Here is a 24,876-nt window from a genome sequence, read left to right as displayed (position 1 = left end):
CCTCCCTTCCCTGCCCGGGTCAGCCAGCGGTCGCCTCGATCAGGTCGTACGCCAGGTCAGGTCGGATGCCGTCGGGGTTTTCCAGCCCCGCGCCCTTGTACCAGGAGGCATCGGCCTCCGGGTGCGGTCCGCTCACTCCGACGCGGCCCTTGCCGTAGCGGGCGACGGCTGCGGCGGGCAGACCGTTGCCGGGGTAGGTCGCCAGGACATCGGCGTCGGCCGAGTCGCTGAAGTGGAAGGCGGGGCCGTCTTGGAAGTACATGTGGCGCTGCTTGCCCCGCCATGTCACCCGCAGGATGGTGTCGCGGTCGTCGTCGACCACGGCGCCTTCGGAGTCGGCATAGCCGTCCGTGTCACCGGGCAGCAGGTTGAAGCCCGGATCGCTGCCCGCCAGATAGGCGCCGAAGCACAGTCCCAGGAAGCTTCCGCCCTCCTTGACCCAGGTGCGAAGGACATCGGCGGAACCCTTCAGCTCTTTCCAGGTCCGCTCCAGGTCCGCGCCGCCGCCCGGCTGCACGTACAGCTTCGCCCCGGCGAGGTCGGCGGCTCGCAAAGGTGCCTTGACGTACTTGGTCCGGTAATGCTGCGGCGCCTCGCGCAGCACCTTGGCGATGGCCGGCGCGCAGGCGGAGCAGCCTTGCGGGCCGTCGTAGATCACTGCGAGAGGGCGGCGCTTTTCCGGCGCGGACGGGGTGCAGCCGGCAGCCAGCAGGGCGGCGCTGACCAGGGCGGCGATGAGGGGGAGGGGGCGGCGAATGGGGCGCTTGGCGGTCATGGCTCCACCCTGCTGCTGTGCGGCTCATGCCCGGTACCCGCCGGTCGGCGGGAAGGACCCCCCGGACCGGCGGGTGACCGCGGGTGGCGTGCGAGTCATAGGGTTTGGGAGGTGACCGGGAACGCGACGACATACAGGGGACCGCACACATGATCCGGACCGTGGTGGTCGACGACGAGGCGCTCGTGCGTTCCGGCTTCCGGCTCATCCTCAACGCCGCCGACGACATCGAGGTGGTCGCCACGGCCACCGGTGGTCAGGCCCTCGCGGCCGTCCGCAAGCACGAGCCCGAAGTCGTCCTTCTGGACATCCGTATGCCGGACGTGGACGGACTCGCCGTCTTGCGCGAACTGTGCGCGCTGCCCGCCCCGAAGCGGCCGGTCGTCGCCATGCTGACCACCTTCGACACCGACGAGTACGTCCTGCGCGCCCTCGACGCCGGGGCGGCCGGCTTCCTGCTCAAGGACACCGAGCCGGCCCAGCTCGCGCAGGCGGTGCGGATGCTTGCCTCCGGCGGCGTCGTCATGTCGCCCAAGGCGACCCGTTCCCTCCTCAGCGGCCATCCGGGCACCGCGGGCACCGACCAAGCCGCCGCGCGCGTCGAGCGGCTCTCCGAGCGGGAACAAGGCGTGCTCGTGTTGGTCGCCGAAGGGCTGTCGAACGCCGAGATCGGGGACCGGCTCCATCTGAGCAGCGGGACGGTCAAGGACCACGTCAGCGCGATCCTGGCGAAGCTGCGGGTCGACGGCCGCGTCCAGGCGGCGCTGCTCGCGCAGCGGGCAGGACTGCTGGCGCAGCGATGAACAAGATCCGCACCGCGCTCGCCGACGTCGCCCTGGTCGCCTTCGCCGGGCTCGACCTCTGGCTGAACCTGGAGGACAGCAGCTCCTACGGCCTGGCCCTCGGCATTCTGTCGTGCGCGGTGTTGCCCCTGCGCCACCGTCTTCCCCGATCCGCCTTCCTGCTCTGTCTGCCCGGCAGCCTGGTCCAGGACATCCTCATCGCGCCGATCGCCGCGCTCTACACCCTCGCCGCGCACACCCGTGACCGGCGGCTGCTCGCCCTTTACGCGGTCCTCTTCGCGCTCACCACCGCCGCTCCCTGGCCGCTGACGGATTTCACGGGCCAGGAGCGCACCTGGACCCTGGTCACCTTCGTCTACATGCTCGCGATGGCCGCCGGTCCCGTACTGCTGAGCCAGCTCGTCCAGGCCCGGCGGGATCTGGGGCGGCAGCTGGCGGAGACCGAGGCGGCCAAGGAGCACGAGCGGGAACTGCACGCGCAGACCGTCCTCGCCCGTGAACGGGCCCAGCTGGCGCGGGAGATGCACGATGTTGTCTCGCACCAGGTGAGTCTCATCGCCGTCCAGGCGGGAGCCCTCCAGGTCACCGCCGCCAGCGACGAGGCCCGTGAGGCGGCCGGAACGATCCGCACGCTCAGCGTCGACACCCTTGATGGGGTCCAGCCAAGGTGAGCTCAAAAGGGGCAGTGGGATGATCTTGAAGTTGTGAGCCCGCGTTCCGGGCCTAGCACCCAGGGCTTGCCGCTGTCCCGGGTACCGCTGTTCCAATGCTCTCCCGGCGCTGACGCCACGATGATCTCGCGCGGGTGCGTACCGCGTGCCCGGCAGGGGCTGGGTATCGGGTGGGGTGGGGATGACTTCGATCGAGCGGACCGCGTATCCGCGGTTCAAGCGGTTGATCACGGCGCGTGAGCTGCATGTGTTCTTCACGCCGTGCGAGGAGGAGCGGGCTTGGGCGGAGGAGGCTGCGGACTCCGATGAGCACCAGCTGACGCTGTTGTTGGCGCTGAAGTCGTACCAGCGGATGGGCTGTTTCCCGAAAGCGCACGACGTGCCGGACCAGGTGATGGAGTTCGTGCGGCGGGCGGCGGAGCTCCCGGAGGACACCCTGCCGGTGTACGGCTCGGAGCGGACGGCCAAGAGCCAGCGGAGCATGGTCCGTCAGCGGTGCGGGATGCGCTACGACGGGCCTGCCGCCCGGGCGCTGGCCGAGGAGACGATGCGGATCGGGGCGGCGTCGAAGAACAACCCCGCGGACCTGATCAACATCGCGCTGGAGAAGCTGGTGGAGGCCGGGCTGGAGATCCCGAGCTTCTCCACCCTGGACGCGATGGCCTCCACCGTGCGGGCCCGGGTGAACGAGGAGATCCTGGCCGGCATCCGGGAGCGGATGACCGAGGACGAGCGAGCGCGGCTGCTGGGCCTGGTCGACGTCGTCGGCCTGGACGGCAAGACGCTGTTCAACGCGCTCAAGCACAACCCCGGGCGGGCGACCTGGTCGAACTTCAAGCGCCTCAAGGGCCACCTGGCGTGGGTCGACGGGCTCGGCGAGACGGCCAGGTGGCTGGAGTCGGTGGCGACGGGGAAGGTCGCGGACTTCGCCGGGGAGGCGGAGGCCCAGGACGCGGCGACGCTCAAGGACTACACCGCCCGCCGCCGGGTCGCGCTGATCGCCTGCCTGGCAGCGAAGGCCAGGATGCGGGCCCGCGACGACCTGACGACGATGTTCTGCAAGCGGATGGCGGGCAAGGCGAAGAAGGCCCGCGAGGAGCTGGCGGAGATCCGGCGCCAGCAGCAGGAGATCGTGGAGACGCTGGTCGCCAACTACCGCACGCTGCTGCAGCAGGTCGACGTCGGCGGGCCCGCGCAGACCGCGCGGGCGAAGGCTGCCGCGCTGACCCAGCGGGCGCTGGACGCGCTGGAGGGCCTGGACGAGGAGTCGAGCGCGGCCGAGGCGGTCCGCCAGCTGGAGGGCCGAGTCTCGCCCGCCCTGCTGACACTGGCCGAAGGACTGATGGTGCAGTCGAACGGGCTCGCCTCGCTCACCGCGGCGGTGGAAGGGCTCGGCGGGTTCGACGCCCAGTACGCGCAGATCGAGCGGGTCTCCGCCCACCACGGCGACAACTGGGAGGTGCTGCTGCACGGGCACCTGAAGGCGGACCGGCCGGTGATGTTCGACCTGCCCGACGTGATCGAGCTGAGGGCCACCAGCGAGGACTCCTCGGTGCTGGACGCCCTTGCCCACGCCAGGGCCCACCGGGCGCTGGTGCGCGACTTCATCCCCGACCTCGACGCGGACGGCCGCAAAGTGGACGTCTCCTTCGCCACCCAGAACTGGCAGAAGGCGATCCGCGACCGGCGCCGGCCCGGGCATTTCGTGCGCCGCCACTTCGAGGCGATGGTCTTCTTCTACCTCGCGGACGAGCTCCGCACCGGCGACGTCGCGGTGCTCGGCTCGGAGGAGTACGCGGACTGGTCCGAGCAGCTGCTGCCCTGGGATCAGGTGGAGGCGAAGCTGCCGGAGTACCTGGCGGAGGTCGGCCTGGCCGCGCCGGACGGCCAGGTGCCGTTCGACGGCCGCGCGCTGGTCGCCCAGCTGCGCGGGCGGTTGAGCGCGGCGGCGGCTGCGGCGGACGGCGAGTACCCGGACAACGACGAGCTGTTCATCGACCCCGACAGCGGGGCGCCCAGGCTCAAGGCCCGCCGGGCGGAGAAGCCCCGCAAGAGTGCGCAGGTGCTGGAGCAGGCCGTCAAGGAGCGGATGCCCGAACGCACCCTGCTGGGGATCGTGGCCCGCACCGCGTACTGGACCGAGTGGTGGAACCGGTTCGGGCCGGCGTCCGGCAACGACCCCAAGCTGAGGGACCCGTTCGGCCGGTACGTGATCACGACGTTCGTGAAGGGCACGAACATGACCTTCGCCGAGGCCGCCCGGCACATCGCCGGCGTCTCCGGCCACGAACTCTCCATCGCGTCCCGCCGCCACGTCACCACCGCGAAGCTGAACGAGGCGATCGGCGACGTGGTCGACCGGCATGCTCAGCTCGACCTGTCCCGCGCGTGGGGCAACGGCACCACCGCGGCGGCCGACGGCACCCACATGGACACCTACCTGGACAACCTGCTCGCCGAGACCAGCGTCCGGTACGGGGCGGTCGGCGGCATCGCCTACCACCACGTCTCCGACCTCTACATCGCGCTGTTCACGCGCTTCGTGCCGTGCGGGGTGTGGGAGGCCGTCTACATCATCGAGGGCTTGCTGAAGAACACTTCCGAGGTCCGCCCGACCACCCTCCACGCGGACACCCAGGGGCAGAGCTACCCGGTCTTCGCCATCGCCCACCTGCTCGGCATCGACCTGATGCCCCGCATCCGCAACTGGAAGGACCTGCTGTTCTTCCGCCCCTCGCGCACCGAGAGTTACGAGCACATCGACGCCCTGTTCGGCGAGATGGGGCGCAACGTCATCGACTGGCGCCTGATCGAGACCCATTTCCGGGACCTGATGCGGGTGATCGTCTCGATCCGCGAGGGGGCCATCTCCTCCGTGCTGCTGCTGCGGCGCCTGCGCTCGGGCTCCCGGCGCAACGCCACCTACACCGCCTTCCGCGAGGTGGGCAAGGTCATCCGCACCGTCCAGCTCCTGCGCTACCTCTCGGACAGCCCGCTGCGGGCCCGGGTGACGGCAGCGACCAACAAGGTCGAGGCGTTCAACGGCTTCTCGGACTGGGTGCGCTTCGGGCAGAACGGCACGGTGGCGGCGAACGACCCGGCCGAGCAGGAGAAGGACGTGAAGTTCACCTCCCTGCTGGCCAACCTGGTGATCTTCCACAACACCCTGGACATCGCCGACGTCGTCCGTGAGCTGCAGGCCCAGGGCCGAGCGGTCGACCCGCTCGACCTCGCGCAGGTCTCCCCGTACCTGACGGAGCACATCAAGCGGTTCGGCGAGTACTCCACCCACGAACTCGGCATCACACCCGACGCCTACGACGCCCGCTTGGACGTCGACTTCAGTGTGCTCGGCGACGAGAAGGCGACAGCAGCATGACGGCCCTGAACGTCGAGCGGGCTCGGCGTCGAACCAGCACGAGGATTCCTCCCTCCGGTACTGCAGCCGGTCATGGGCGGCGGGAGGGCAGTTCTCGGACACCCTTCTCGCGGCAGGCCCGGGAGCCTGCCGCGAGAGGCCGGGCCCCGGCCGGTGCAAGCCGCCGGGTCTGCGGGAGCCGACGCGTACGGCCGGAGCGGGGCGCGAGCGAGATCCGCCAGGCTTCCCGAGGCTAGATCGTGAACCTCATGGCGGGCTGAGGATGGCAGACCGGGCCTTCTCCCTCAACCCGCACACAGGGGATTTTGGGCCCGGACTCGGTCCCGAGGCTGCCGAATCCGAGGCCGGGCCCGACCTCGGACTCGGCCCCGAGGATTTGGACATCGATCTGCGTGCCCTTGGGGAGTCCACGGCTGCGGGAGTAGTCGTAGACCAAAATCTCCATTCCGCTGAAGGTGTGATCAGCCTTGCACTGCAGCTGACCCTCTCCGAGGAACAGCGAGTCCGAGCCTGCGATCTTCTGGATAGTTGCGCGATAGGGGCCGGGCTCGGCGCATGTCCCGCTCCAGACGGTGTAACGGTCATAGGGCCCGTTCCGCACCTCGTTCACGGCATCGAGTTTGAACGACCACCGGGACTGCCAGTCACTGGGCGGCGGTACGGCCTGTGCGGGAACGGCGGTACCGAGAGCGGCCATCAGGGCAGCTGCGGCGACCAGCGCACGCCGGGCAGGGTTCATCGGGGACTCCTGTCTACGCGGCCCCCTCCCATGGGGGCCAGTGCCCTCAGGATGATCGTTGCGATCGCTCGACCGGCGCGCGCAGCACCGTCCGTCACCCCATCGGGTGGGAACGGGCCATGGGCCGTGCCTGCACTACGAATGCGGCCCCGGGACGGTGGAACAGCCAGTTGGCGCTGGGCAGCGGATTTTGGGCGCTACGGGGCAGGGTTGAGGGTCTTGTGTACGACGCCGACGGACACCTTGACGGCGGCGGCGATCTCGCGGATGGACTGGCCTTCGGCGCGGCGGGCGAGGATCACGCGCCGTTTGTCGTCGTCCACGACGGGGCGCCGTCCGCCGATCCGGCCGCGGGCACGGGCGGAGTCGAGGCCGTTCTTCGTCTTCTTCACGATGTCGCGACGCCGGTCTTCGGCGAGGGCGAGGGCCAGGTCGAGGATGAGCGAGCGTTCGGTGTGCTCGCCAGCGGCGATGCCGTCCAGCACCTTGACCGCAATGCCGCGCTGGAAGAGGTCGTTGAGGACGATCAGCCCTTCGAGAAGGTTGCGGCCGAGGCGGTCGACTTCCTGGACGGTGAGCATGTCGCCGTCGCGGAGGTAGTCCAGGGCGGCGGTCAGGCCGGGCCGGTCGTCGACGGCGAGTTTGCCGCTGATCTTCTCCTCGAAGACTTTGAGGCAGATCGGGCCGAGGGCGTCGTGCTGGCGCTGGGTCTTCTGCTTGTCGGTGCTGACGCGGACCAGTCCGATGAGCGCCACGGGGCACCCTTTCCGTTCATCAAACGTCTTCAGGTAGCGATCTGAACGCTAGCGGTTGATGAACGGGAAAATGAACGGTTCCGACGGGGAATGGGGACGCGGGGCGGCGCAGCGGCGTGCGTTCGGCAAACGGTCGATAGATGAACGCGGGCACCTGCCCTGGCTGTCTTGAAGGTGGATTCACCACAGCGCTGCCTGCATTGGCGAGGCAGCGGGGGCCATGTGCGGCGCGCCGGACAGAGGCAAGATCACTGGCTGTAAACGGCCTGTCGCTTTGCGCGGTGCGACGGAAGGATCAATGCGCACGGCCGCGTTCATCCGTCCGGACCGTGCATGAGACTGGGGAGTTGCTCATGGAGACCGTCGATTTCGGGACCACACCGGCCGAACGGTTGGAGCGGCTGCGGGGGAAGTTGCGGGGTACGCCGGTGGTGGGTACGCGGGCCGCGCAGCGCACCCAGCCGTCGCGGGGGTCGCATCTGCTGCTGGGGGTGATGCTGCACGCGGCAGCCCGGCTGGAGGCCGGGCTGGAGCTGACGGACCTGGAAACGCGGATGCTCGCTCCGCTGCGGCTGTTGCTGTCGGAGGAGGAGGTCCGTGACTTCGGGCGGGTGTACCGGGAGGAGAACACCGCGCGCAGTACGGCCGCGGTGTTCCCCGAGGTGCTCACCGGGCGGGCGGTGGAGCAGGGATACGCGGTGGCGGATCTGGTCAAGGACCTGCCCGCGCTGCGCGAGGAGATCCTCGCGCAGGCCAATGTGAACCTCGTCGACCTGGACGCCCCGGCTGCGGGCGAGGAGACCTGGGACAGTGCGCAGTTCATCGAGGGTCAGGCCGCCTACGGGTACGGGGCGACGTTCGTGACCGCCTCGAAGACGACGGTGCCGCCGGCCGAGGAGCCGGGTGTGAACGCCTCGTTCATCGCGCGGGTGGACATGCACTCGTTCTACTGCGAGGACGAGTCCAACGAAGCCTCGGCGTCCGACGAAATCTACTGGGCGACCAGCTCGGTGGGTGCGTTCGGGGCCCGGACCGAGCTGCTGACCCCGGTGAGAACCAACGTCGACAAGGGCGAGTGGCACGACTTCGCCGCCAACACCACGGTCTTCTACGGCCGCGTGAACACCTCCCTGGTGTGCAACATCTCCTGCTGGGAGGAGGACGACGGCGGCGACAAGTGGCGGAACGAGCTGCGCGACAAGCTGCGCGCCATCAGTGCGGAGCTGATGAAGTTCCTTGAGGTCATGGAGATCTACGGCTACCTGGCGCCGCAGTACGGCGACTTCCTGGACTACGTGCAGATCACCGCGATCGTCGCGCTCATCGTGGCCTGGCTGATCGATCTGTTCCGCAACAACGACGACCTGATCCAGGAACGCACCCTGGTCTTCAGCCAGGCCGCGCTGCGCCAGTTGGTCACCAGCGGTGGGGCAAATTCGACCGGCTGGGTCTTCAACGGCGGCGACGCCGAAGGCCGCCACCGTCTGCAGCTCAAGTGGATCGGCAGCCCGCCCCCGGCCGACAACCCCGGCGACGTCATGGTGATCACCCGGGCAAACGGACGGTGGAGCGCCCCGGTCCGGCTGCGCGATGTCACCGACGCAGGCCCATCGATGGTGGTCCACAACGGCGACCTCCACGTCGCCTCGCGCGGAATGAACGGCGGCGTGCATATCGGCAAGTTCAGCGGTGGCGTCTGGGGCGGCTACGGGTTCGTGCCCGGGCTCACGACCTGGACCCCGCCGGCCCTGGCGGTCAACGCGGGCACCTTGTACGTGACCAGCGGCGGCCCACAGGGCCAGATCTACGTCTCCGCCAACAGCTTCGACTGGGGCCGGCCGGTCCAGCTGTCGGGGGCCAGCTCGGCGGGTGCGGCCCTGGCCAGCCGGGGCGGGCAGCTGCACTGCGCGATCCGCGGCAAGGACGACAACGGCCAGGTGTACCTGGCCTGGCTCAGGGGCACCACGTGGTCGGCCTTCCATCCCGTCCCCGGCCTCACGACTCCCCACGCCCCGGCCCTGGCCGCCCACGCGGGCAATCTGTACGTGGCTGCCGTCGGCATGGACGGCAAGACCTACGTCAGCGTCGACAACGGCACCGCGTGGTCCACGACGCCGATGGACCTCGGCGGCCTCACCGACTGCGCCCCCGCGCTGACCGTCCGAAACGGAGTCCTGTACTGCGCGGTGCGCGCCCTGCAAGGAGAGGTCGTCCTCAATAACCTCAACGGCACCACCTGGACCGGCTTCCACACGCCGGTCCCCGGCGCGGCCACCATGTCGGAGGCCGCCCTGGCCGGTGACACCGGCGACACCCTCCACATCGCCTACCGCAGCATGTAACCCCCGGGGGCTGCGTGCTGTGCACCACCCCCGCCGAGGGAGCACACCCGCAGCCCGCGAGGTCGTGCGCACGTCCCGGCCGTAACCCTCCGGGCTGGTTTCGCCCCGTACCGGCGACCCCAGTCCGGAGGCGGCCCTACCGTGCGGGAAGCGCCGCCCGCACTCGGGCGCGCAGCCCACGATCCGAGGACGACGCACATGACGACTGCCGTGACGAGCCAGAAGTTCAGCACGCTCTTCGACTGGTTCGACCAGGACCAGGACGGCCAGCTCACCCAGGCCGACCTGCGAGCCACCGCCCGGGTGTTCTCCCAGGCGGCAGCCGACGACGACCACGGCAACATCACCGCCATCCATGACGCCTTCGAGCAGTGGTGGCAGCTGCTGCTCCAGCATGCCGACACCGACGGCGACGGCCAGGTCTCCCGCGAGGAGTTCATCACGGCCATGGAGGTCAACGTCACCGCCCCCGAACACTTCGAGACGGCGGTCATGACGATCGCCGACGCGGTGATGAACGCCCTGGACACCAACGGCGACGACGTCCTGGACCGCGAGGAGTACATCCGCCTCTACGACACCCTCGGCGTCCCGCAGGAACTGTCCCAGGAAGCCTTCGCGCGAGTCGACCGCGACGGCAACGGCGTGATCAGCTACGGCGAGTACCGGGCAGCCATCGTCGAGTTCTACCTGAGCACCGACCCCACCGCCCCCGGCAACTTCCTCCTCGGCCCGCTTACCCAAACCGCCTGACACCCCGGCGGCCGAAACAGCCCCCAGCACAGAGGTACGGGCCGGACCGCGGGGAAAGCCGCACCCGCACCACCAGACCAACCCCTGTGCTTGAGCGCAAAGCAGCGCCCGGCACGGCTCACAGCAGAGTCCGTACCGGGCGCCGCCCCCTCAGCCCCGGCAAGGGCCTGTGGCAGGCCCGACCGCTGGCCGTCCCTGCAACTGCGCCCGCAGCCGTTCCAGCCGCTGCTCCTGAGTCGTTCCGAACCCGACCGATTCCATACCCGCCAGCTCAGCGCCCCCATGCTGCCCGGGCAGGCAACCGTGAGCGAAGACGTGCCGGATCACTTTCGACTTCCGGCTGACACGATCGGCATCCGATACCTACGCTGAGAATGATCATCATTCCTGACGTCGAGTGAACAGAGGTCCCCCATGGCAAGCGTCCTCCCCAACGGCGCGACCATCAGCGATGCCGCTGCCAGCGCCCTCAAAGCGGCGCGAAACCGGTCCGAGTACGAAGAGGCACTGCGCCTGGCGCCCGCCTGCTCATACACCGACCCCTTCGGCATCGGCATCACCTTCTACGAGAAGACAGCCGACGGGCACCTCTTCCTGAGGAACACGCCCCTCGCCAATGACAAGGCGCGCTGCCCGGACGGCCGCCTCTACTTCAACATGGATCAGCAAAAGGCGCTCTTCCCCGACGAGACCCCTGCCCTGGGCGACGGAAGCGACCCCAACCCGAAGATCGGCCAGGTGTACTAGGAGGCGCCCCCTGGATGAACAACTGCGGCACGCACCGACGCTGCACCGAACGCCGCAGAGCGGCCATCGAGTTCCTCCTCGCTCTGGCCGCCACCATCACCACCATGCGCTGCCACATCCGCCGCGCATGGTCTCTCTGCCGGTGGAACACCCGGCCTCCGAGCCCACCCATCCGATGCCCCTGCTGGCGGACTTCGAGGACACCCCTAGCCCGCGGTGTCCTCGAAGTCCGCCATGCCGATGCCCGCTTCGAGGATGCTGTAACTGCTGCTCCTGGCCAGCCGGCGCGGCGCGGTGTATTCCGCGACGACATCTCCCGACCCGTCCACAGCGGTCAGCACAGCAGGGATGACCGTTCCGCCGGTGATGACGAGCTGAGGCGTCCCCTCCACATACCGCACACTGACCATGCCCACCTCGTCCGGCGTCACCTCAGTCACCGGGAACGGGCGCAGAGCAGTCTGCCCCGCCTCGCCCTCGCCCGCCGGGATGGAACTCATGTCGATTTCCTCGACTCGCTGTGCGGTCTCATCAGTCATGGCGTCCCCCCTCAGGGCATGGTTCCCTGCCGGCCCCTCGCGATCCTCCCCCGCCAAACCCCCACCACACCTGCGGACGTGACGCATCAGAGAGCGAAGCTGCCCACGTGTTGCGTCGGGGCGAAACCGGGCCGGGACAGGGCTGCGACGGATGCGGCGGGAAGGGCGCTTCACGTGGCCCCGGTGACTTAGCGTTACCGCGCCGAGAATATCGGCTACACCCACCCGGGCACCGGCACCCCGGCGGTAGGCGATAGGGGACCACAAAGCAGCAGTTGCCCCGTGGTGACCGATCAGAGCACACACGGCGGGGCCGTCCCTCCAGCGCACCCGCTTCGGAGGGGAGCCAACGACACCGCCCTCGCCCGGTCGGCTGTGGGCAGTTCACCGCTCCTCCCCGGCGTCCGCGTCCTCGTCGAGATGAACGGTGGCGGGGTCGCCCAGGAGCCGCAGCCCTTCACGGGGAGGCCCGCAGAACCCAGGACAGGACCAAGCCCTCGGCCCGAAGGGTGGGCTCACACATCCAAGATCATCCCACTGCCCCTTTTAGGCTCACCTTGGCTGGACCCCTTGATGAGCTCCGCACCATGGTGACCCTGCTCCGCGTGTCCGGCGGTGACACCGCGGAACTGGCCCCACAGCCCACCCTCACCGACCTCCGCCGTCTCGTCAGCGGCAGTGGCCTGGACGTCCTTTTGACGGGCGAACTCCCGCACCCGGACGGCGTCCCCGCACCGGCCCAGCGCGCCCTGTACCGCACCGTTCAGGAAGCGCTGACCAACGTGCGCAAGCATGCCCCCGGAGCCGCCGCGACCGTCGAACTCTGGCACGACGGCGCGGCCTACGGTGTCACGATCACCAACAGCGCCCCGGTCCGCCCCGCCCTCTCGCTGCCCGGCGCACATCAAGGACTCGTCGGCCTCCGCGAACGTGCCGAACTCCTTGGCGGCACCCTGGAGTCAGGGCCGTACGAAGACGACGGCTGGCGGGTCCGGCTGCGCCTCTCGTACGGCCACGACTGATCGCCACTGCCGAACAGAGAGCCGGGCCGCGCGCGTCCCGCCAACCCCTGCCGATCTCCGCCCGGCCCCCGTGGTCCGGGGCAGGTAGAAAACCTCTTGCTCAGGAGTGCTGCGATGCGCCGGCGCTGCGGCCGTAGCGGGCGAGCATCGTCGTGACGGCCTCCTCGACGGCGTGGTCGACGTCGGCCGGTGCGGGGCTCCAGTCGGCGAGCAGCATCCGCGGCCACAGGACGTAGTTGGCGATCATTCCGAGGAACTGGTTGGTGGCGCTCTCCGCGTCGGGTACCGCCGCAGTGCCCGCGGCGTGCTCGGCCTCCAGGTAGTGCTGGACGGAGATGAAGTAGGGCAGCTTGCCCAGCTCGAACTGGGCGCGTCCCAGTTCCGGGAAGCGCGGCAGTTCGGCGATGACGATGCGGAACAGGGCCGCCATCGCGGGTCGGCCGATCAGGTCGGCGTACTGGCGGCCGATCGCGCTCAGGCCGGCGCGCAGGTCACCGGGCTGCGTGGCGGGCGCCGCCGGGTCCGGTCCGCCCTTCCAGTACTCGGTGACGATGGCTTCGAAGAGCGCTGCCTTGGTGGGGAATTGCTTGAACAGCGTGGACTTCGAGACGGCCGCTTCCTGCGCGATCTTCGCCAGCGAGGTCCCGTCGTAGCCCCGTTCCAGGAACAGCTGCGTGGCCGCTGCGGTGATCGCCTCGCGCTTGCGCCGGGCGAGTTGCTGGTGGTGTGGGGAGAGTCCTGCGGTCATGGGCCCAGTATGACCCATGGCGAGGCGAGTCACTTGACTCGCCACTGTGTGGATGTTTACGTGGAGAGGGAGGCGAGTCGCCCGACTCGCCTCTGATCGGCGGGAGCGCGACCCCGCCGACGTCGTTCCGTTCGCGCATGGAGAAGCACTCATGGAGTCAGGCAAGATCGCACTGGTGACCGGCGGCAATCGCGGGCTGGGCCGGGCCACGGCCCAGTCGCTGGCGCGGCACGGGCTGCGGGTCGTCGTCACCTACCGCGGCGACGCGCAGGCGGCCGAGGAGACGGTCAAGAGCGTGCAGGAAACCGGCGCCACGGCCGCCGCGCTGCGGCTGGACATCAGCGACGTGGCTTCCTTTTCCGACTTCGTCACCGACCTGACCGCACAGTTGGAGCGCTGGGCGGCGACCCGGCTGGATGTCCTGGTCAACAATGCCGGGATAGGCCTGTTCGGACCGCTGGAAACGGTCACGGTCGACGACTACGACGCGGTAATGGACACCAACGTGCGCGGCACGTTCTTCCTCATCCAGGCGCTTGCGCCCCTGCTGGCCGACGGAGGGCGGATCATCAACGTCTCCTCCTCCCTCAGCCGCCACACCAGTGCCGGCACCTCGGTCTACTCGGCCTCCAAAGCGGCCGTCGAGGTCCTCGGCCGGACCTTGGCCGTGGAGCTGGGGGCGCGCAAGATCCGCGTCAACGCCATCGCGCCGGGACCGACCGCCACCGACTTCAACGGCGGCGCCATGCGGGATGACCCGCAGCTGCGCGAGGGCCTGAGCGCGCAGACCGCGCTCGGCCGCGTCGGCGAACCCCAGGAGATCGGCGACGCCATCGCCGCGCTCGCCTCCGACGACCTGCGATGGGTCACCGCCCAGCGCCTCGAAGTGTCCGGCGGCGCCCTGCTGTAAGGGCCCCCGCCCGCACCGTGAGTCCCGCCCCTCACCTGGCACAACCAGAAGATGGAGCTGCCGCGCACAACCGTCCGCCCCCAGCAGGACGGCTCCCCGCTGCGTGCTCGCCTCTCCTCACGCCGGGCAGGGCCGGGAGCCACTGCCCTCCCGGCCCTGCCCCGTACGGGATGTCAGCTCGCCTGGGCGAGCCCCAGCGCCACGTCGACGATCATGTCTTCCTGGCCGCCCACGAGCCCGCGCTTGCCGACCTCGACGAGGATCGTGCGGACGTCGATGCCGTAGCGCTCGGCCGCCGTCTCCGCGTGCCGCAGGAACGAGCCGTAGACCCCGGCGTAGCCGAGCGTCAGCGTCTCGCGGTCGACCCGGACCGGCCGGTCCTGCAGCGGGCGCACGAGATCCTCGGCCGCGTCCTGGAGCGCGAAGAGATCGCAGCCGTGCTTCCAGCCCTTGAGGTCGGCGACCGCGATGAACGGCTCGATGGGGCAGTTGCCCGCGCCCGCGCCCTGACCGGCGAGAGAGGCGTCCACGCGGGTCACGCCCTCCTCGACCGCGACCATGGAGTTGGCCACCGAGAGGGAGAGGTTCTCGTGGGCGTGGATGCCGATCTCCGTGGCCGGGTCCAGCACGTCGCGGTAGGCGCGCATCCGCTCGCGTACGCCGTCCATCATCAGCCGGCCGCCGGAGTCGGTGACGTAGACACAGTGGGCGCCGTAGGACTCCATGAGCTTGGCCTGCTGGGCCAGCGTCTTGGCGTCGGCCATGTGGCTCATCATCAGGAAGCCCGAGACGTCCATGCCCAACTCGCGGGCGGTGGCGATGTGCTGGGCCGAGACATCGGCCTCGGTGCAGTGCGTGGCGACCCGCACCGAGCGCACCCCGAGCGCGTACGCCTGCTTGAGCTCCTCGATGGTGCCGATGCCCGGCAGCAGGAGAGTGGTGAGGCGGGCGTTGGTGAGGTGAGCGGCCGCCGCCTCGATCCACTCCCAGTCGGTGTGGCTGCCGGGGCCGTAGTTGAGCGAGCCGCCGGCGAGGCCGTCGCCGTGGGACACCTCGATGCCGTCGACGCCTGCCGCGTCGAGGGCGGCCACGATCCGGCCCACCTGCTCGGGCTCGATGCGGTGCCGGATGGCGTGCATGCCGTCCCGCAGGGTGACGTCCTGGATGAACAGCTTGTTGGTGCTCATGCGCCGGCTCCCTGAAGTTCGGTGGCGCGGGCGGCCATGGCCTCGGCCATCCGCAGGGCCGCGCTGGTCATGATGTCGAGGTTCCCGGCGTAGGCGGGGAGGTAGTGGGCTGCGCCCTCGACCTCCAGGAACACGGACACCTGGTGGGTGGCCGCGGCCCGGGTGAGGGTGTGCACCGGCTGGTCCGCGGGGACGGGGGTGATCTGTACCTGCTGCTTGAGGCGGTAGCCCGGCACGTACGCCGACACCTCCTCGACCCGCCGCGCGACGGCCGCGCGGATCGCGTCGTGGGCCGCCTCGTCGGGCGCGTCCACGAGCGCGAGCACGGTGTCGCGCATGATCAGCGGCGGCTCGGCCGGGTTGAGGATGATGACGGCCTTGCCGCGCTCGGCGCCGCCGACCGTCTCGATGGCGTGGCTGGTCGTCTCGGTGAACTCGTCGATGTTGGCGCGGGTGCCGGGACCGGCGCTCTTCGAGGCGATCGAGGCGACGATCTCCGCGTAGGGGACCGGCGCCACCGAGGAGATCGCGGCGACGATCGGAATGGTGGCCTGGCCGCCGCACGTCACCATGTTCACGTTGTCCGCGGTGACGTGGGCGTCGAGGTTGACCGCCGGGATCACCATGGGCCCGATGGCGGCGGGGGTGAGGTCGATGAGCTGCTTGCCGTAGGGGGCGAGCATGTGGGCGTTGGCGAGGTGCGCCTTCGCGGACGTGGCATCGAAGACGATCTTGATGTCCTCGAAGCCGTCCATGGCGATCAGGCCCTGGACGCCCTCGGCGGTCACGGGGACCCCGAGCCGCTTGGCGCGGGCGAGCCCGTCGGAGGCGGGGTCGATGCCGACCATCGCGCCCATCTCCAGGGTGTCCGACAGGCGGAGCACCTTGATCATCAGGTCGGTGCCGATGTTGCCCGAGCCGATGACGGCAACCTTGGTCTTCATGCGGAGGCTCCTTCGTCGCCGGAGGCGTGGAAGCGGACGGAGACGGAGCCGAGTCCGGTGATCTCGGCGCTGAACGCGTCTCCGGCCGCGGCGGGCACCATCGGCCCGAGTGCGCCGGACAGCACGACCTGGCCCGCGCGCAGCGGATCGCCGACGTCGCGTGCGGTGCGGGCGAGCCAGGCCAGGGCGGCCAGCGGATCGCCCAGACAGGCCGCCCCGTCACCCGTGGAGACGGTCTCCCCGCCCCGTTCGAGGGTCATGGCGGCCTGGACCGGCTCGAATTCGCTGAGCGACTTGGCCGGGGTGCCAAGGACGTACAGCGCCGAGGAGCCGTTGTCGGCGACGGTGTCGCCGAAGGTGATGTCCCAGCCGGCGATCCGGCTGTCCACGATCTCCAGGGCGGGGACGGCGTGCGCCACCGCGGCCCGGATCTGCGCCGCGTCGAGCGGTCCTTCGGTGAGGTCGGCGCCCAGGACGAACGCGATCTCCGCCTCGACCTTCGGCTGGAGCAGCTCGCCGACCGGTACGGACGCCCCGTCCGCGACGCTCATGTCCGCGAACAGCACCCCGAAGTCGGGCTGGTCCACGCCCAGTTGCCGCTGGACGGCGGGGGAGGTGAGGCCGATCTTGCGGCCGGTGATGCTGGCGCCCGCCGCGAGGCGGCGCGCGGTCAGCAGTTCTTGGACGGCGTAGGCCGCCTTCACGTCGTCGCTGCCGATCAGATCGCGCACCGGGGGACAGGGAACACGGTCGGCGGCGGCACGCAGCAGACGATCGGCCGCCTGGGCCACGGGGCCGTCGCCGGGAGGGAACTCGTTCATGCCCACAGCTTGGACACGAGGGCTGTCCCCTGCCCAGCAATGAGTTCCGCCTCGCGGAACTCGACCGCCGAACAGGGGCCGAGCGGCCGCGGAACAGGGGCCAAGCGGCCGCCGATCAGTGGTTGCGCAGCTCCGCGCGGCGGCCGAGCGTCGCGGAGATCCCGGCCGCGGCGGCGCGCACGCTGGTGGCGTGCCGGGCGGGCTGGAACCGGTGTACCGGGCCCGTCACACTGACCGCGGCCACGATCTCGTCCGACGGGCCGAAGATCCCGGCGGCCACGCAGACGATGCCGACCGCCGACTCCTCGTACTCGAAGGCCACCCCCTTGGTGACGGCGTCGGACAGCTGGCGCGTCAGCACCTCCACGTTGGTGATCGTCCGTGGCGCCTTGCGCTCCAGGGGTCCGCGCAGTGCGGCCTCCCGTACGTCGGCCGGGGCGTGGCTCAGCAGCATCTTGCCGAGGGCCGTCGCGTGCAGCGGCATGCGTCCGCCCAGCCGCGACGGAGAGTGCGCCTGCTGATGGCCGCCCATCTTGGCGACGTAGACGACCTCGGTGCCCTCGCGGGTTCCCAGGTGGACGAGTTCGTGCGTGCGCTCGTAGAGGTCCTCGAGGAAAGGCGTCGCGACTTCGAGCAGCCCGCGCTCGACGGACGCGCGCATTCCCAGCTCGAAGACCAGCCCCGACAGGCGGTAACGCTCCTCGACCCGGTCCAGGAGCCGTGCCGCCACCAGATCGCCGAGCACCCGGTGCATGGTGCTCTTGGCGAAACCGGTACGGCGCCGCAGTTCGGTGAAGTCCAGGGTGGTGTCCTCGACGGTGAACGCCTGCAGCACGGCGAGGGCCTTGCTCAGGACACCGCTCGGCGCGTCGTCGCTCACGAGGATCTTCCTTCCGGGGCCATCGCAACAGGGCGACTGTACGTGACCGTGAGCGCGTCTCTCGCGGTGTCGGCGCGCGACCGGCGCCGCCACGGACGGGGCGGATGAGCCGCGGCGAGCGGGCGGGAGCGGACGCGGGCAGTCCCGGCAGAAGACAACGGCCCGCAAGGCGCAGCGGTCGTGGCCGGCCCGCTATCCGGCGGCGGGCGCGCCCGGCACCACGTACCGGCCCGGGCGATGGAGATCGGCGGCAGGGGCGAAGGTGTATCCGGAGCCGTGGCGGGTGACGCGGCCTGCGGAAGGGGCGGCGAAGTGCGCGGGGATCATCGCGGTCCCGGTGTCGGCCAGCCACTCCAGGGTCCGCCTGCGGGTGTGTGCCGAGAGCTCGGGGTCGACGCAGTAGCGGGTGCTGGCGTCCGGGTCCATCAACTGGAGCGGGTGGTGCAGGATGTCGCCGGTGAGCAGCAGGCGTGCCCGGGAGCCGGTGACCAGGACGGCCGTGTTGCCCGGGGTGTGACCCGGGGCCGGGCACAGGCGCACATGCGGGCCGAGTTCGGCGTCCGGGGGCGTCAGATCCAGCAGTCCCGCCTCGGCGACCGGTTCGATGCTGTCGGCCAGGTAGTCGCCGGTCCGGGTCATCGCCGCGGCGCCGGCCGCCGAGCGCCAGTAGTGGTATTCAGGTGCGGTCAGCACGTGCCGGGCCTTCGCGAAGGCCGGTCGCCAGTGCCCGTCCGACCACCGTGTCGCCCAGCCGACGTGGTCCACGTGCAGATGGCTGAACACGACCGTGGACACGTCGTCGCCGGCCAGTCCGGTCGCCGTGAACCGCTGCCACCAGCCGCTGTCCTGGCGGTCGAACTCCGGCCTGCCCCGGTGTTTTCCGTCGCCGACGCAGGCGTCGACCAGGATCCTCTCGTGCGGGGTGACGACCAGGAAGGCCTGCATGGTGAAGACCAGCTGTCCTCGTCCGGGTTCGGACCAGGGCTCTTCGCCGGCCCAGCCGTAGGGCACGCCCGGGTGTCCGGGGAAGAACTCCACCGGGTCGATGAGCAGCCGCGGTGTCTCCACGATCGGGACCACCGCGACGTCACCGAGATCGAACCAACCACTCATCGCGCCGTCACTTCCCGCTGTTTCGGTTCCGCGTCCTCGGCCTCGCCTGGCCGGTCGGCCGCGTGGGACAGGCGCCACAGCACCGCCGCGCTCACGGCGGCCACCACCACCGGAATGGCGGTCAGCAGGACGATGTCGTCGCCGGGGAGCGAGAGCGCCAGCAGGATGCCCGCCGCGGCCGGGCCCACGATCGAGCCGACCCGGCCCAGGGCCGCCGCCCAGCCCACGCCGGCGGTCCTGGTGGCCGGCGGGTACATCGCCACCGCGAGGGTCAGCTGACCGATCTGGCTGGCCGTGACACCCGCACCGGCGCCGGCGAGTGCGAGCAGCAGCGCGGTGTGGTCGGTCCCGACGGTGGCCGCGCCGACCATCGACACCGCGCCGATCACCGGCATCACCATCAGGGCGAACGTGATCCCCTTGCGGGCGGCGAGCAGCAGGAGCACGATGCCGCCGATGACCCCGCCGAAGCTCAGGAAGGCCAGGCCGATCGGGGCCTGCGAGGCGGAGAAGCCGTATCCGGTCAGCAGTGTGGGCACCCAGGACTGGAGGGTGTAGCTGGCGATGAAGACCAGGAAAGCGAAGATCCACAGCAGTACGGTGGCGGCGCGAAGACCGGGGGCGAACAGCGCGCCGACGCGTGCCTCGCGGGAGCCGGCCGCCGAGCCGTCGGCTGCGGGCGCACCAGCCGTGCCCGCCACGGGCGCCGGGGCGGCCGGCAGCCACCGGCCCATCAGCACGGCCAGCAGCAGCGGCAGTGCGCCGCCGATCCAGAACACCCCGGTGGCTCCGACCGACGCCAGCATGCTGCTGCCGAAGACACCGGCGACCGTGCCGCCGAAGGCGAGTCCGAGGGTGACCGTGACGGAGACCGTCTGGCGTTGGGCGTCCGGGTGGTGGGCGGTGGCGAGGGAGACGGCGCCGGGAAGGACCACGCCCAGTCCCAGGCCCGTGACCAGCCGGACCGTGCTCAGGGCGGTCAGCGACTCCAGGGGAAGCACCAGGGCGGTGGCCAGCGAGCCCACGGCGAAGAGCACGGTTCCGGCGATCAGCATCCGCCGCAGGCCCAGCCGCACCGCGAGCCGGCCCGAGGCGAGGTAGCCGAGCACCACGCCGATGTTGGTCAGCACCACCGCCGGGGTGAAGTCGGCCGAGGCGAGGCCCCACTGCTCGGCCAGGGAGGGCAGGACGAAGGAGAGCGAGGCGGAGTCGAAGCCGTCGAGCAGTACCGCGAGAAAGGCCAGTCCCACCACGCCGAAGCGCATCTCGCGAAAACTCGCCAGGACGCTTCCCGGGCCGCTGCCTGTCGCCGTTCTCTGGTCGTGTCTCATCGGGTGCCTCCGAAAACTACCTGGTGAGCGGCTTCGAACAGCTCCGATGTCGGTTCGGCGAAGGCGGTGGCGGTGCCGATGTGGTCGGTCCCGGTCAGCGTCACGGTCACCGGCGGCCGGCCCGCGTCGGTCAGGGCGTCGGCGAGCAGCCGTCCCTGACGGGTCAGCCACAAGTCGTCGTCCGCCTTGCGGTTGGGCTCCGGATCCCCGAAGGAGACCACCACCCGCTCGGGGCTGCGGCTCACCCGCAGCGCGGGGCTGAGCCGCAGGGCCTGTGCCGGGTCGTCGACGATGTCCCGCAGATCGGTGGGCGCGCTCATGCACACGGTGCCCGCCACCGGGCCGGGGGAGTCGTCGGTCAGCGTGACCATCGCGGCGAGATGTCCGCCCGCGGAGTGCCCTGCCACGGTGATGCGTCGCGGGTCGCCCCCGTAACGGGCGGCGTTCGCGCGCGCCCACTCCACCGCCAGGGCCGCGTCCGCGACCGCGTCGGCAATGGTGTGGCGTGGTTCGAGCCGGTAGCCGCAGGACAGGAAGACCGCGCCGGCGTCCACCCAGGGGCCGGCGAGGTGGTCGTAGTAGGCCGGGTGACCCTCGCGCCAGCGTCCGCCGTGGAAGTACACGATGACCGGGCGGTCGCCGGATCCGGCGCCGGCGGGGGCGGCGGCCGGCCCGGGGTGGTAGACGTTCACGATCTGGTGGGCGTCGGGACCGTAGGTGAGGTCGACCTCATGGGGCACCCGTGAGCGCAGTTCCCGGCGGCTGTCTGCGGCGTGGCGATAGAAGCCCGGCCAGTCGGGGTGGTAGTCCTCCGGGCGGCGACAGGTGAAGAACTCACTGGTGTCCGCCGGACGGACGGTGTGACGTGCGGCCACTGGTCCTCCTCGTCATCGCCGGTGCCGTGACGGCTCCGGGTGTGCAGTGGTCCGTATCATCGCCAGGCCCGTGGCACCTCGGGTAATGCCTACTTCGTCCGTACCTATCGCCATTCGGTCATACCGGAGGGGTGTGCCCCCCGGCCTGCCGCCCGCCTGCCGCCGCGCGGCGCGCGTATCGGACCGTCCTGGCCGTCCGCCCCCGCTATGCCTGAAAGGCTATGGCCGAAGCCCAGATCGGTATTGGACGGGCATGGAAAGGCGATCGTACGGTCCAGCCATGAGTGACGATTCGCCAACCGAGGCCGTTCAGCTGCGGAACTTCGTCGACGGAAGCTTCGTCGACGGCGCGGACACGTTCGACAAAATCAGCCCGGTCGACGGGGCCCGCGTCGCCGTGGTGCACGAGGCCGGGCAACAGACGGTGGACGCCGCCGTCCGGGCCGCGCGCCGGGCCTTCGACGGCCGCTGGGGCCGGGGCACCGACCGGGACAGAGCCGCCTTGCTGCGGCGGATCGCCGACGGGATCGAAGCGCGTTTCGAGGAGTTCGTGAACGCCGAGATCCGGGACACCGGCAAGCCGGTGGCGCTGGCCCGCGAACTGGACGTGGCCCGCGCGGCGGCGAACTTCCGCTCCTTCGCCGACACGGTCTCCTCCGCCGGTCTCGATTCGTATCTGACCGACACGGCCGAAGGCCGCGGTGCCCTGAACTACGCGGTGCGCAAGCCCCTGGGGGTCGTGGCCGTCATCGTGCCCTGGAACCTTCCGCTGCTGCTGCTCACCTGGAAGGTGGCACCGGCTCTGGCCTGCGGCAACGCCGTGGTGGTCAAGCCGTCCGAGGAGACTCCCTCGACGGCGACCCTCCTGGCGGAGGTCATCGCCGAGGCGGGCGCGCCCCGCGGGGTGTACAACGTCGTCCACGGCTTCGGCCCGGACTCGGCGGGTCAGTTCCTCACCCGGCACCCGGGGATCGACGGGGTCACCTTCACCGGTGCGTCCTCCACGGGAGCGACCATCATGAAGGAGGTCGCGCCACGTGTCGTGCCCGTCTCCTTCGAACTGGGCGGCAAGAACGCGGCCGTCGTCTTCGACGACTCCCCGCTGGAGGCGACCCTCGACGGGCTGACCCGGTCGCTGTTCTTGAACACCGGCCAGGTCTGCCTGTGCACCGAGCGGGTCTATGTCCAGCGCGGTGTCTACGACGAACTGGCGGCCGGGATCGCCGAGCGGGCCCGGGGACTGCGCCTGGGCCGCCCGCACGCCCCCGGCACGACGACCGGCCCGCTGATCTCCCAGAGCCACCGGGCCAAGGTCATGTCGTATCTCGAACTCGCCGTGCAGGAAGGGGCCGAGGTCCTGGCCGGGGGCGGCATCCCCGACCTCGGCAAGGATTTGGCGCGCGGCGCCTGGATCGAACCGACGGTGTGGAGCGGCCTGGACAACTCCTGTCGCACCGTGCGCGAGGAGATCTTCGGACCGGTCGCCGCACTGATCCCCTTCGACACCGAGGCAGAAGCCATCAGCCTGGCCAACGACACCGAGTACGGGCTGGCCGCCTCGGTGTGGACCCGTGATCTGACCCGGGCCCATCGGGTGGCGCAGGCGATGGACGTCGGCCTCTCCTGGGTCAACACCTGGTATCTGCGCGACCTGCGCGCCCCCTTCGGCGGGACGGGCCGCTCCGGTATCGGACGCGAGGGCGGCAAGCACTCGCTGCACTTCTACACCGAGACGACGAATGTGTGCGTGGCGCTGTGACCGACTCGACCTCCCTCCTCTCCCGGTACGCCTCGGCTCTCGATGAAGCCGTCACCTCCCAGGCGGCGATCGCGCAACTGAGCAGGACCGCCTCCCTCGGCCTGGAGGACGCCTACCGGGTGCAGGCGCTCAGCTCCGATCTGCGGGTGGCCCGCGGTGACCGTCTCGTCGGGGTGAAGCTGGGGTTCACCAGCAAGGCCAAGGCGGTGCAGATGGGCGTCTCCGACGTCATCTTCGGCCGGCTGCACGCGCGCGGCGAGTACGCCGACGGCGCCGGCGTCGCCCTGGAGGACTTCATCCACCCCCGCGTCGAGCCGGAGGTGGCCTTCCGGCTCGGCGCGCCGTTCGACGCGCGCGCCTCGGCCGACCCCGAGGCCGCACTGCGGGCCGCCGTCGACGCGGTCGCCCCCGGACTGGAGATCATCGACAGCCGCTACACGAACTTCAAGTTCTCGCTCACCGACGTCGTCGCCGACAACACCTCGGCGGCCGGGTTCGTGACCGGGGCCTGGCAGCCGGCCGATCTCACCTCCGCCGCGGTCCGGTTCGACGACCGGCCGGTGACGCTGGAGATCGACGGCGCGGTCGCGGCGACCGGGAGCACCAGCGACATCCTCGGGGACCCCGTTCTCGCCCTGCCGGCGATCGCACGCATGGCCGCCGCCCAAGGGGTCGTCCTGCCGGCTGGGTCCGTGCTGCTGGCCGGGGCGGCGACCGCCGCGGTCGCCCTCCCGGGCGGGGTCACGGTCAGCGCGACCGTGCAAGGACTCGGCTCCGTCCGCGTCACCACCACCGGCACACCGGCGGAGGAGCGATGAACGACGAGTCCCTCGTGGTCGCGGGGAAAGCCACGCCGCGCGGCCGCTTCCCGCACGTCAAGGTCGTCGGTGACCTGGTGTTCGTCTCCGGAACCAGCAGCCGCCGCCCCGACAACACCTTCGCCGGAGCGCGCGCCGACGCGATGGGGGTGACCGACCTCGACATCGAGGCGCAGACCCGAGCCGTGATCGAGAACATCCGTGACGTCCTCGACGCCGTGGACTGCACGCTCGACGACCTGGTCCAGGTCACCACCTATCTGGTCAACATGAACGACTTCGGCGGCTACAACCGCGTCTGGGCCGAACACTTCGACGCCTCTGGCCCCACGCGCACCATCGTCGCGGTCCACCAGCTTCCCCACCCGCATCTGCTCATCGAGATCCAGGCCGTCGCCGCGCGCCGGCCCGGCCGTACCGCCAAGGAGAACGCATGACGTCGTCACTGCCTCCGGTCTTCAACTTCCCGCAGTGGCTCGCCGAGCACGGGCACCTGCTGAAGCCGCCGGTCAACAACAAGGCGATGTGGGACACCAGCGGTGACTTCATCGTGCAGATCGTCGGCGGCCCCAACCAGCGGCTCGACTTCCACTTCGAGCCGTTCGAGGAGTACTTCTACCAGGTCAAGGGCAACATGCACGTCAATGTGATCACCGAGGACGGTCCGCGGCGCGTGGACATCCGCGAAGGCGACATGTGGCTGCTGCCCGGCAACACCTGGCACTCGCCACAGCGCCCGGAGGAAGGGTCCATCGGCATCGTGGTGGAGCGCGTCCGCCCCGAGGGGACCACGGAGCAGTTCGGCTGGTTCTGCCTGCAGTGCGGCACACAGGTGCATGCGGTGGAGTTGCAGGTGCGGGACATCGTCGCCGACCTGCCGCCGGTGTTCGAGGCCTTCCACGCGTCCGTCGAGCAGCGCACGTGCGCCAACTGCGGCGCGCTGCACCCCGGTAAGGGCTGATCCG

General features: G+C 70.4%; 23 protein-coding genes and 2 pseudogenes. 13 read left to right on the top strand and 12 right to left on the bottom strand.

Annotation, left to right across the window (positions count from 1 at the left end; translation table 11 throughout):
- Nucleotides 1-19: 19 nt before the first annotated feature.
- Nucleotides 20-775, bottom strand: coding sequence for a BPL-N domain-containing protein (locus QBL25_RS01815; RefSeq protein WP_409055167.1), 756 nt, complete (start codon nucleotides 773-775; stop codon nucleotides 20-22).
- Nucleotides 776-924: 149 nt separating this feature from the next.
- Between QBL25_RS01815 and QBL25_RS01810 the strand changes: the two genes are divergently transcribed.
- The 3 genes from QBL25_RS01810 to QBL25_RS01800 all read left to right on the top strand — a co-directional run bounded on the left by QBL25_RS01810 (nucleotide 925) and on the right by QBL25_RS01800 (nucleotide 5,628).
- Nucleotides 925-1,578: a response regulator gene (locus tag QBL25_RS01810; RefSeq protein WP_409055166.1), complete on the top strand. Its 654-nt coding sequence runs from the start codon at nucleotides 925-927 to the stop codon at nucleotides 1,576-1,578.
- Nucleotides 1,575-2,249 (top strand): histidine kinase, encoded by a 675-nt coding sequence (locus QBL25_RS01805; protein ID WP_409055165.1) that lies wholly within the window; start codon nucleotides 1,575-1,577, stop codon nucleotides 2,247-2,249. The genes QBL25_RS01810 and QBL25_RS01805 overlap by 4 nt, the downstream gene beginning before the upstream one ends.
- A gap of 181 nt (nucleotides 2,250-2,430) precedes the next feature.
- Nucleotides 2,431-5,628, top strand: a complete 3,198-nt coding sequence (locus QBL25_RS01800; protein WP_033254955.1) for a Tn3 family transposase — start codon at nucleotides 2,431-2,433, stop codon at nucleotides 5,626-5,628.
- 232 nt (nucleotides 5,629-5,860) lie between these two features.
- Here QBL25_RS01800 and QBL25_RS01795 read toward each other — a convergent pair whose 3' ends face one another.
- Together QBL25_RS01795 and QBL25_RS01790 are read right to left on the bottom strand one after the other, a co-directional pair.
- The gene (locus QBL25_RS01795; RefSeq protein ID WP_033254956.1) at nucleotides 5,861-6,367 is read right to left on the bottom strand and encodes a hypothetical protein; all 507 of its coding nucleotides are present in this window, start codon (nucleotides 6,365-6,367) and stop codon (nucleotides 5,861-5,863) included.
- Between the two features lie 197 nt (nucleotides 6,368-6,564).
- A complete protein-coding gene (locus tag QBL25_RS01790; RefSeq protein ID WP_033254957.1) occupies nucleotides 6,565-7,122 on the bottom strand; it encodes a recombinase family protein in 558 nt (185 codons plus the stop codon).
- A gap of 353 nt (nucleotides 7,123-7,475) precedes the next feature.
- Between QBL25_RS01790 and QBL25_RS01785 the strand changes: the two genes are divergently transcribed.
- From QBL25_RS01785 to QBL25_RS01770, 4 genes and pseudogenes are all read left to right on the top strand, one after another.
- A complete protein-coding gene (locus QBL25_RS01785; RefSeq protein ID WP_033254958.1) occupies nucleotides 7,476-9,464 on the top strand; it encodes a hypothetical protein in 1,989 nt (662 codons plus the stop codon).
- Between the two features lie 198 nt (nucleotides 9,465-9,662).
- The gene (locus QBL25_RS01780) at nucleotides 9,663-10,217 is read left to right on the top strand and encodes an EF-hand domain-containing protein (protein WP_033254959.1); all 555 of its coding nucleotides are present in this window, start codon (nucleotides 9,663-9,665) and stop codon (nucleotides 10,215-10,217) included.
- 414 nt (nucleotides 10,218-10,631) lie between these two features.
- Nucleotides 10,632-10,964, top strand: coding sequence for a hypothetical protein (locus QBL25_RS01775; protein WP_033254960.1), 333 nt, complete (start codon nucleotides 10,632-10,634; stop codon nucleotides 10,962-10,964).
- Nucleotides 10,965-10,975: 11 nt separating this feature from the next.
- A pseudogene (locus tag QBL25_RS01770) lies at nucleotides 10,976-11,140 on the top strand (IS5/IS1182 family transposase); the annotation flags it as partial.
- 30 nt (nucleotides 11,141-11,170) lie between these two features.
- Here the strand turns inward: QBL25_RS01770 and QBL25_RS01765 are convergent.
- Nucleotides 11,171-11,503 carry a hypothetical protein gene (locus tag QBL25_RS01765; protein WP_158715226.1) on the bottom strand — a complete coding sequence of 111 codons (333 nt, stop codon included), beginning with the start codon at nucleotides 11,501-11,503 and terminating at the stop codon, nucleotides 11,171-11,173.
- Between the two features lie 569 nt (nucleotides 11,504-12,072).
- On the opposite strand from QBL25_RS01765, the pseudogene QBL25_RS01760 reads away from it, so the two are divergent.
- Nucleotides 12,073-12,525: pseudogene (locus QBL25_RS01760) on the top strand (sensor histidine kinase); the annotation flags it as partial.
- 100 nt (nucleotides 12,526-12,625) lie between these two features.
- Here the strand turns inward: QBL25_RS01760 and QBL25_RS01755 are convergent.
- A complete protein-coding gene (locus QBL25_RS01755) occupies nucleotides 12,626-13,273 on the bottom strand; it encodes a TetR/AcrR family transcriptional regulator (protein WP_409055164.1) in 648 nt (215 codons plus the stop codon).
- Between the two features lie 151 nt (nucleotides 13,274-13,424).
- Here QBL25_RS01755 and QBL25_RS01750 point away from each other — a divergent pair, with 151 nt between their 5' ends.
- A complete protein-coding gene (locus tag QBL25_RS01750) occupies nucleotides 13,425-14,183 on the top strand; it encodes an SDR family NAD(P)-dependent oxidoreductase (RefSeq protein WP_409055163.1) in 759 nt (252 codons plus the stop codon).
- 173 nt (nucleotides 14,184-14,356) lie between these two features.
- On the opposite strand, the gene dmpG is transcribed toward QBL25_RS01750, so the two are convergent.
- The 7 genes from dmpG to QBL25_RS01715 all read right to left on the bottom strand — a co-directional run bounded on the left by dmpG (nucleotide 14,357) and on the right by QBL25_RS01715 (nucleotide 21,334).
- On the bottom strand, nucleotides 14,357-15,370 hold the full coding sequence (gene dmpG, locus QBL25_RS01745; protein WP_409055162.1) for a 4-hydroxy-2-oxovalerate aldolase: 1,014 nt from the start codon (nucleotides 15,368-15,370) through the stop codon (nucleotides 14,357-14,359).
- Nucleotides 15,367-16,314: an acetaldehyde dehydrogenase (acetylating) gene (locus tag QBL25_RS01740; RefSeq protein ID WP_409055161.1), complete on the bottom strand. Its 948-nt coding sequence runs from the start codon at nucleotides 16,312-16,314 to the stop codon at nucleotides 15,367-15,369. Before QBL25_RS01740 ends, dmpG begins: the two co-directional genes overlap by 4 nt.
- Complete coding sequence (locus tag QBL25_RS01735) at nucleotides 16,311-17,135, bottom strand: 2-keto-4-pentenoate hydratase (RefSeq protein ID WP_409055160.1); 825 nt, start codon at nucleotides 17,133-17,135, stop codon at nucleotides 16,311-16,313. Before QBL25_RS01735 ends, QBL25_RS01740 begins: the two co-directional genes overlap by 4 nt.
- 115 nt (nucleotides 17,136-17,250) lie before the next feature.
- Nucleotides 17,251-18,015 carry an IclR family transcriptional regulator gene (locus QBL25_RS01730; protein WP_409055159.1) on the bottom strand — a complete coding sequence of 255 codons (765 nt, stop codon included), beginning with the start codon at nucleotides 18,013-18,015 and terminating at the stop codon, nucleotides 17,251-17,253.
- 192 nt (nucleotides 18,016-18,207) lie between these two features.
- On the bottom strand, nucleotides 18,208-19,128 hold the full coding sequence (locus QBL25_RS01725) for an MBL fold metallo-hydrolase (protein ID WP_409055158.1): 921 nt from the start codon (nucleotides 19,126-19,128) through the stop codon (nucleotides 18,208-18,210).
- The gene (locus tag QBL25_RS01720) at nucleotides 19,125-20,459 is read right to left on the bottom strand and encodes an MFS transporter (RefSeq protein WP_409055157.1); all 1,335 of its coding nucleotides are present in this window, start codon (nucleotides 20,457-20,459) and stop codon (nucleotides 19,125-19,127) included. Before QBL25_RS01720 ends, QBL25_RS01725 begins: the two co-directional genes overlap by 4 nt.
- Nucleotides 20,456-21,334: an alpha/beta hydrolase gene (locus QBL25_RS01715; protein WP_409055156.1), complete on the bottom strand. Its 879-nt coding sequence runs from the start codon at nucleotides 21,332-21,334 to the stop codon at nucleotides 20,456-20,458. The genes QBL25_RS01720 and QBL25_RS01715 overlap by 4 nt, the downstream gene beginning before the upstream one ends.
- A gap of 280 nt (nucleotides 21,335-21,614) precedes the next feature.
- Here QBL25_RS01715 and QBL25_RS01710 point away from each other — a divergent pair, with 280 nt between their 5' ends.
- The 4 genes from QBL25_RS01710 to QBL25_RS01695 are packed head-to-tail and all read left to right on the top strand — an operon-like array spanning nucleotide 21,615 to nucleotide 24,872.
- Nucleotides 21,615-23,093, top strand: coding sequence for a 2-hydroxymuconic semialdehyde dehydrogenase (locus tag QBL25_RS01710; protein ID WP_409055155.1), 1,479 nt, complete (start codon nucleotides 21,615-21,617; stop codon nucleotides 23,091-23,093).
- Nucleotides 23,090-23,911, top strand: a complete 822-nt coding sequence (locus QBL25_RS01705; RefSeq protein ID WP_409055154.1) for a 2-keto-4-pentenoate hydratase — start codon at nucleotides 23,090-23,092, stop codon at nucleotides 23,909-23,911. Before QBL25_RS01710 ends, QBL25_RS01705 begins: the two co-directional genes overlap by 4 nt.
- On the top strand, nucleotides 23,908-24,348 hold the full coding sequence (locus QBL25_RS01700) for a RidA family protein (RefSeq protein ID WP_409055153.1): 441 nt from the start codon (nucleotides 23,908-23,910) through the stop codon (nucleotides 24,346-24,348). Before QBL25_RS01705 ends, QBL25_RS01700 begins: the two co-directional genes overlap by 4 nt.
- Nucleotides 24,345-24,872, top strand: coding sequence for a 3-hydroxyanthranilate 3,4-dioxygenase (locus QBL25_RS01695; protein WP_409055152.1), 528 nt, complete (start codon nucleotides 24,345-24,347; stop codon nucleotides 24,870-24,872). Before QBL25_RS01700 ends, QBL25_RS01695 begins: the two co-directional genes overlap by 4 nt.
- Nucleotides 24,873-24,876 lie beyond the last annotated feature (4 nt).

The organism is Streptomyces sp. SYP-A7185, from assembly GCF_046103685.1.
Classification (GTDB): domain Bacteria; phylum Actinomycetota; class Actinomycetes; order Streptomycetales; family Streptomycetaceae; genus Streptomyces.
This window is presented reverse-complemented; position numbering and strand designations above follow the sequence as displayed.

Coding starts and splice junctions, on each gene's coding strand:
- QBL25_RS01720 (WP_409055157.1), bottom strand. CDS start 20,459: ATGAGACACGACCAGAGAACGGCGACAGGCAGCGGCCCGGGAAGCGTC.
- QBL25_RS01815 (WP_409055167.1), bottom strand. CDS start 775: ATGACCGCCAAGCGCCCCATTCGCCGCCCCCTCCCCCTCATCGCCGCC.
- QBL25_RS01785 (WP_033254958.1), top strand. CDS start 7,476: ATGGAGACCGTCGATTTCGGGACCACACCGGCCGAACGGTTGGAGCGG.
- QBL25_RS01775 (WP_033254960.1), top strand. CDS start 10,632: ATGGCAAGCGTCCTCCCCAACGGCGCGACCATCAGCGATGCCGCTGCC.
- QBL25_RS01700 (WP_409055153.1), top strand. CDS start 23,908: ATGAACGACGAGTCCCTCGTGGTCGCGGGGAAAGCCACGCCGCGCGGC.
- QBL25_RS01805 (WP_409055165.1), top strand. CDS start 1,575: ATGAACAAGATCCGCACCGCGCTCGCCGACGTCGCCCTGGTCGCCTTC.
- QBL25_RS01695 (WP_409055152.1), top strand. CDS start 24,345: ATGACGTCGTCACTGCCTCCGGTCTTCAACTTCCCGCAGTGGCTCGCC.
- QBL25_RS01725 (WP_409055158.1), bottom strand. CDS start 19,128: ATGAGTGGTTGGTTCGATCTCGGTGACGTCGCGGTGGTCCCGATCGTG.
- QBL25_RS01810 (WP_409055166.1), top strand. CDS start 925: ATGATCCGGACCGTGGTGGTCGACGACGAGGCGCTCGTGCGTTCCGGC.
- QBL25_RS01750 (WP_409055163.1), top strand. CDS start 13,425: ATGGAGTCAGGCAAGATCGCACTGGTGACCGGCGGCAATCGCGGGCTG.
- QBL25_RS01765 (WP_158715226.1), bottom strand. CDS start 11,503: ATGACTGATGAGACCGCACAGCGAGTCGAGGAAATCGACATGAGTTCC.
- QBL25_RS01755 (WP_409055164.1), bottom strand. CDS start 13,273: ATGACCGCAGGACTCTCCCCACACCACCAGCAACTCGCCCGGCGCAAG.
- QBL25_RS01800 (WP_033254955.1), top strand. CDS start 2,431: ATGACTTCGATCGAGCGGACCGCGTATCCGCGGTTCAAGCGGTTGATC.
- QBL25_RS01780 (WP_033254959.1), top strand. CDS start 9,663: ATGACGACTGCCGTGACGAGCCAGAAGTTCAGCACGCTCTTCGACTGG.
- QBL25_RS01710 (WP_409055155.1), top strand. CDS start 21,615: ATGAGTGACGATTCGCCAACCGAGGCCGTTCAGCTGCGGAACTTCGTC.
- QBL25_RS01735 (WP_409055160.1), bottom strand. CDS start 17,135: ATGAACGAGTTCCCTCCCGGCGACGGCCCCGTGGCCCAGGCGGCCGAT.
- dmpG (WP_409055162.1), bottom strand. CDS start 15,370: ATGAGCACCAACAAGCTGTTCATCCAGGACGTCACCCTGCGGGACGGC.
- QBL25_RS01740 (WP_409055161.1), bottom strand. CDS start 16,314: ATGAAGACCAAGGTTGCCGTCATCGGCTCGGGCAACATCGGCACCGAC.
- QBL25_RS01795 (WP_033254956.1), bottom strand. CDS start 6,367: ATGAACCCTGCCCGGCGTGCGCTGGTCGCCGCAGCTGCCCTGATGGCC.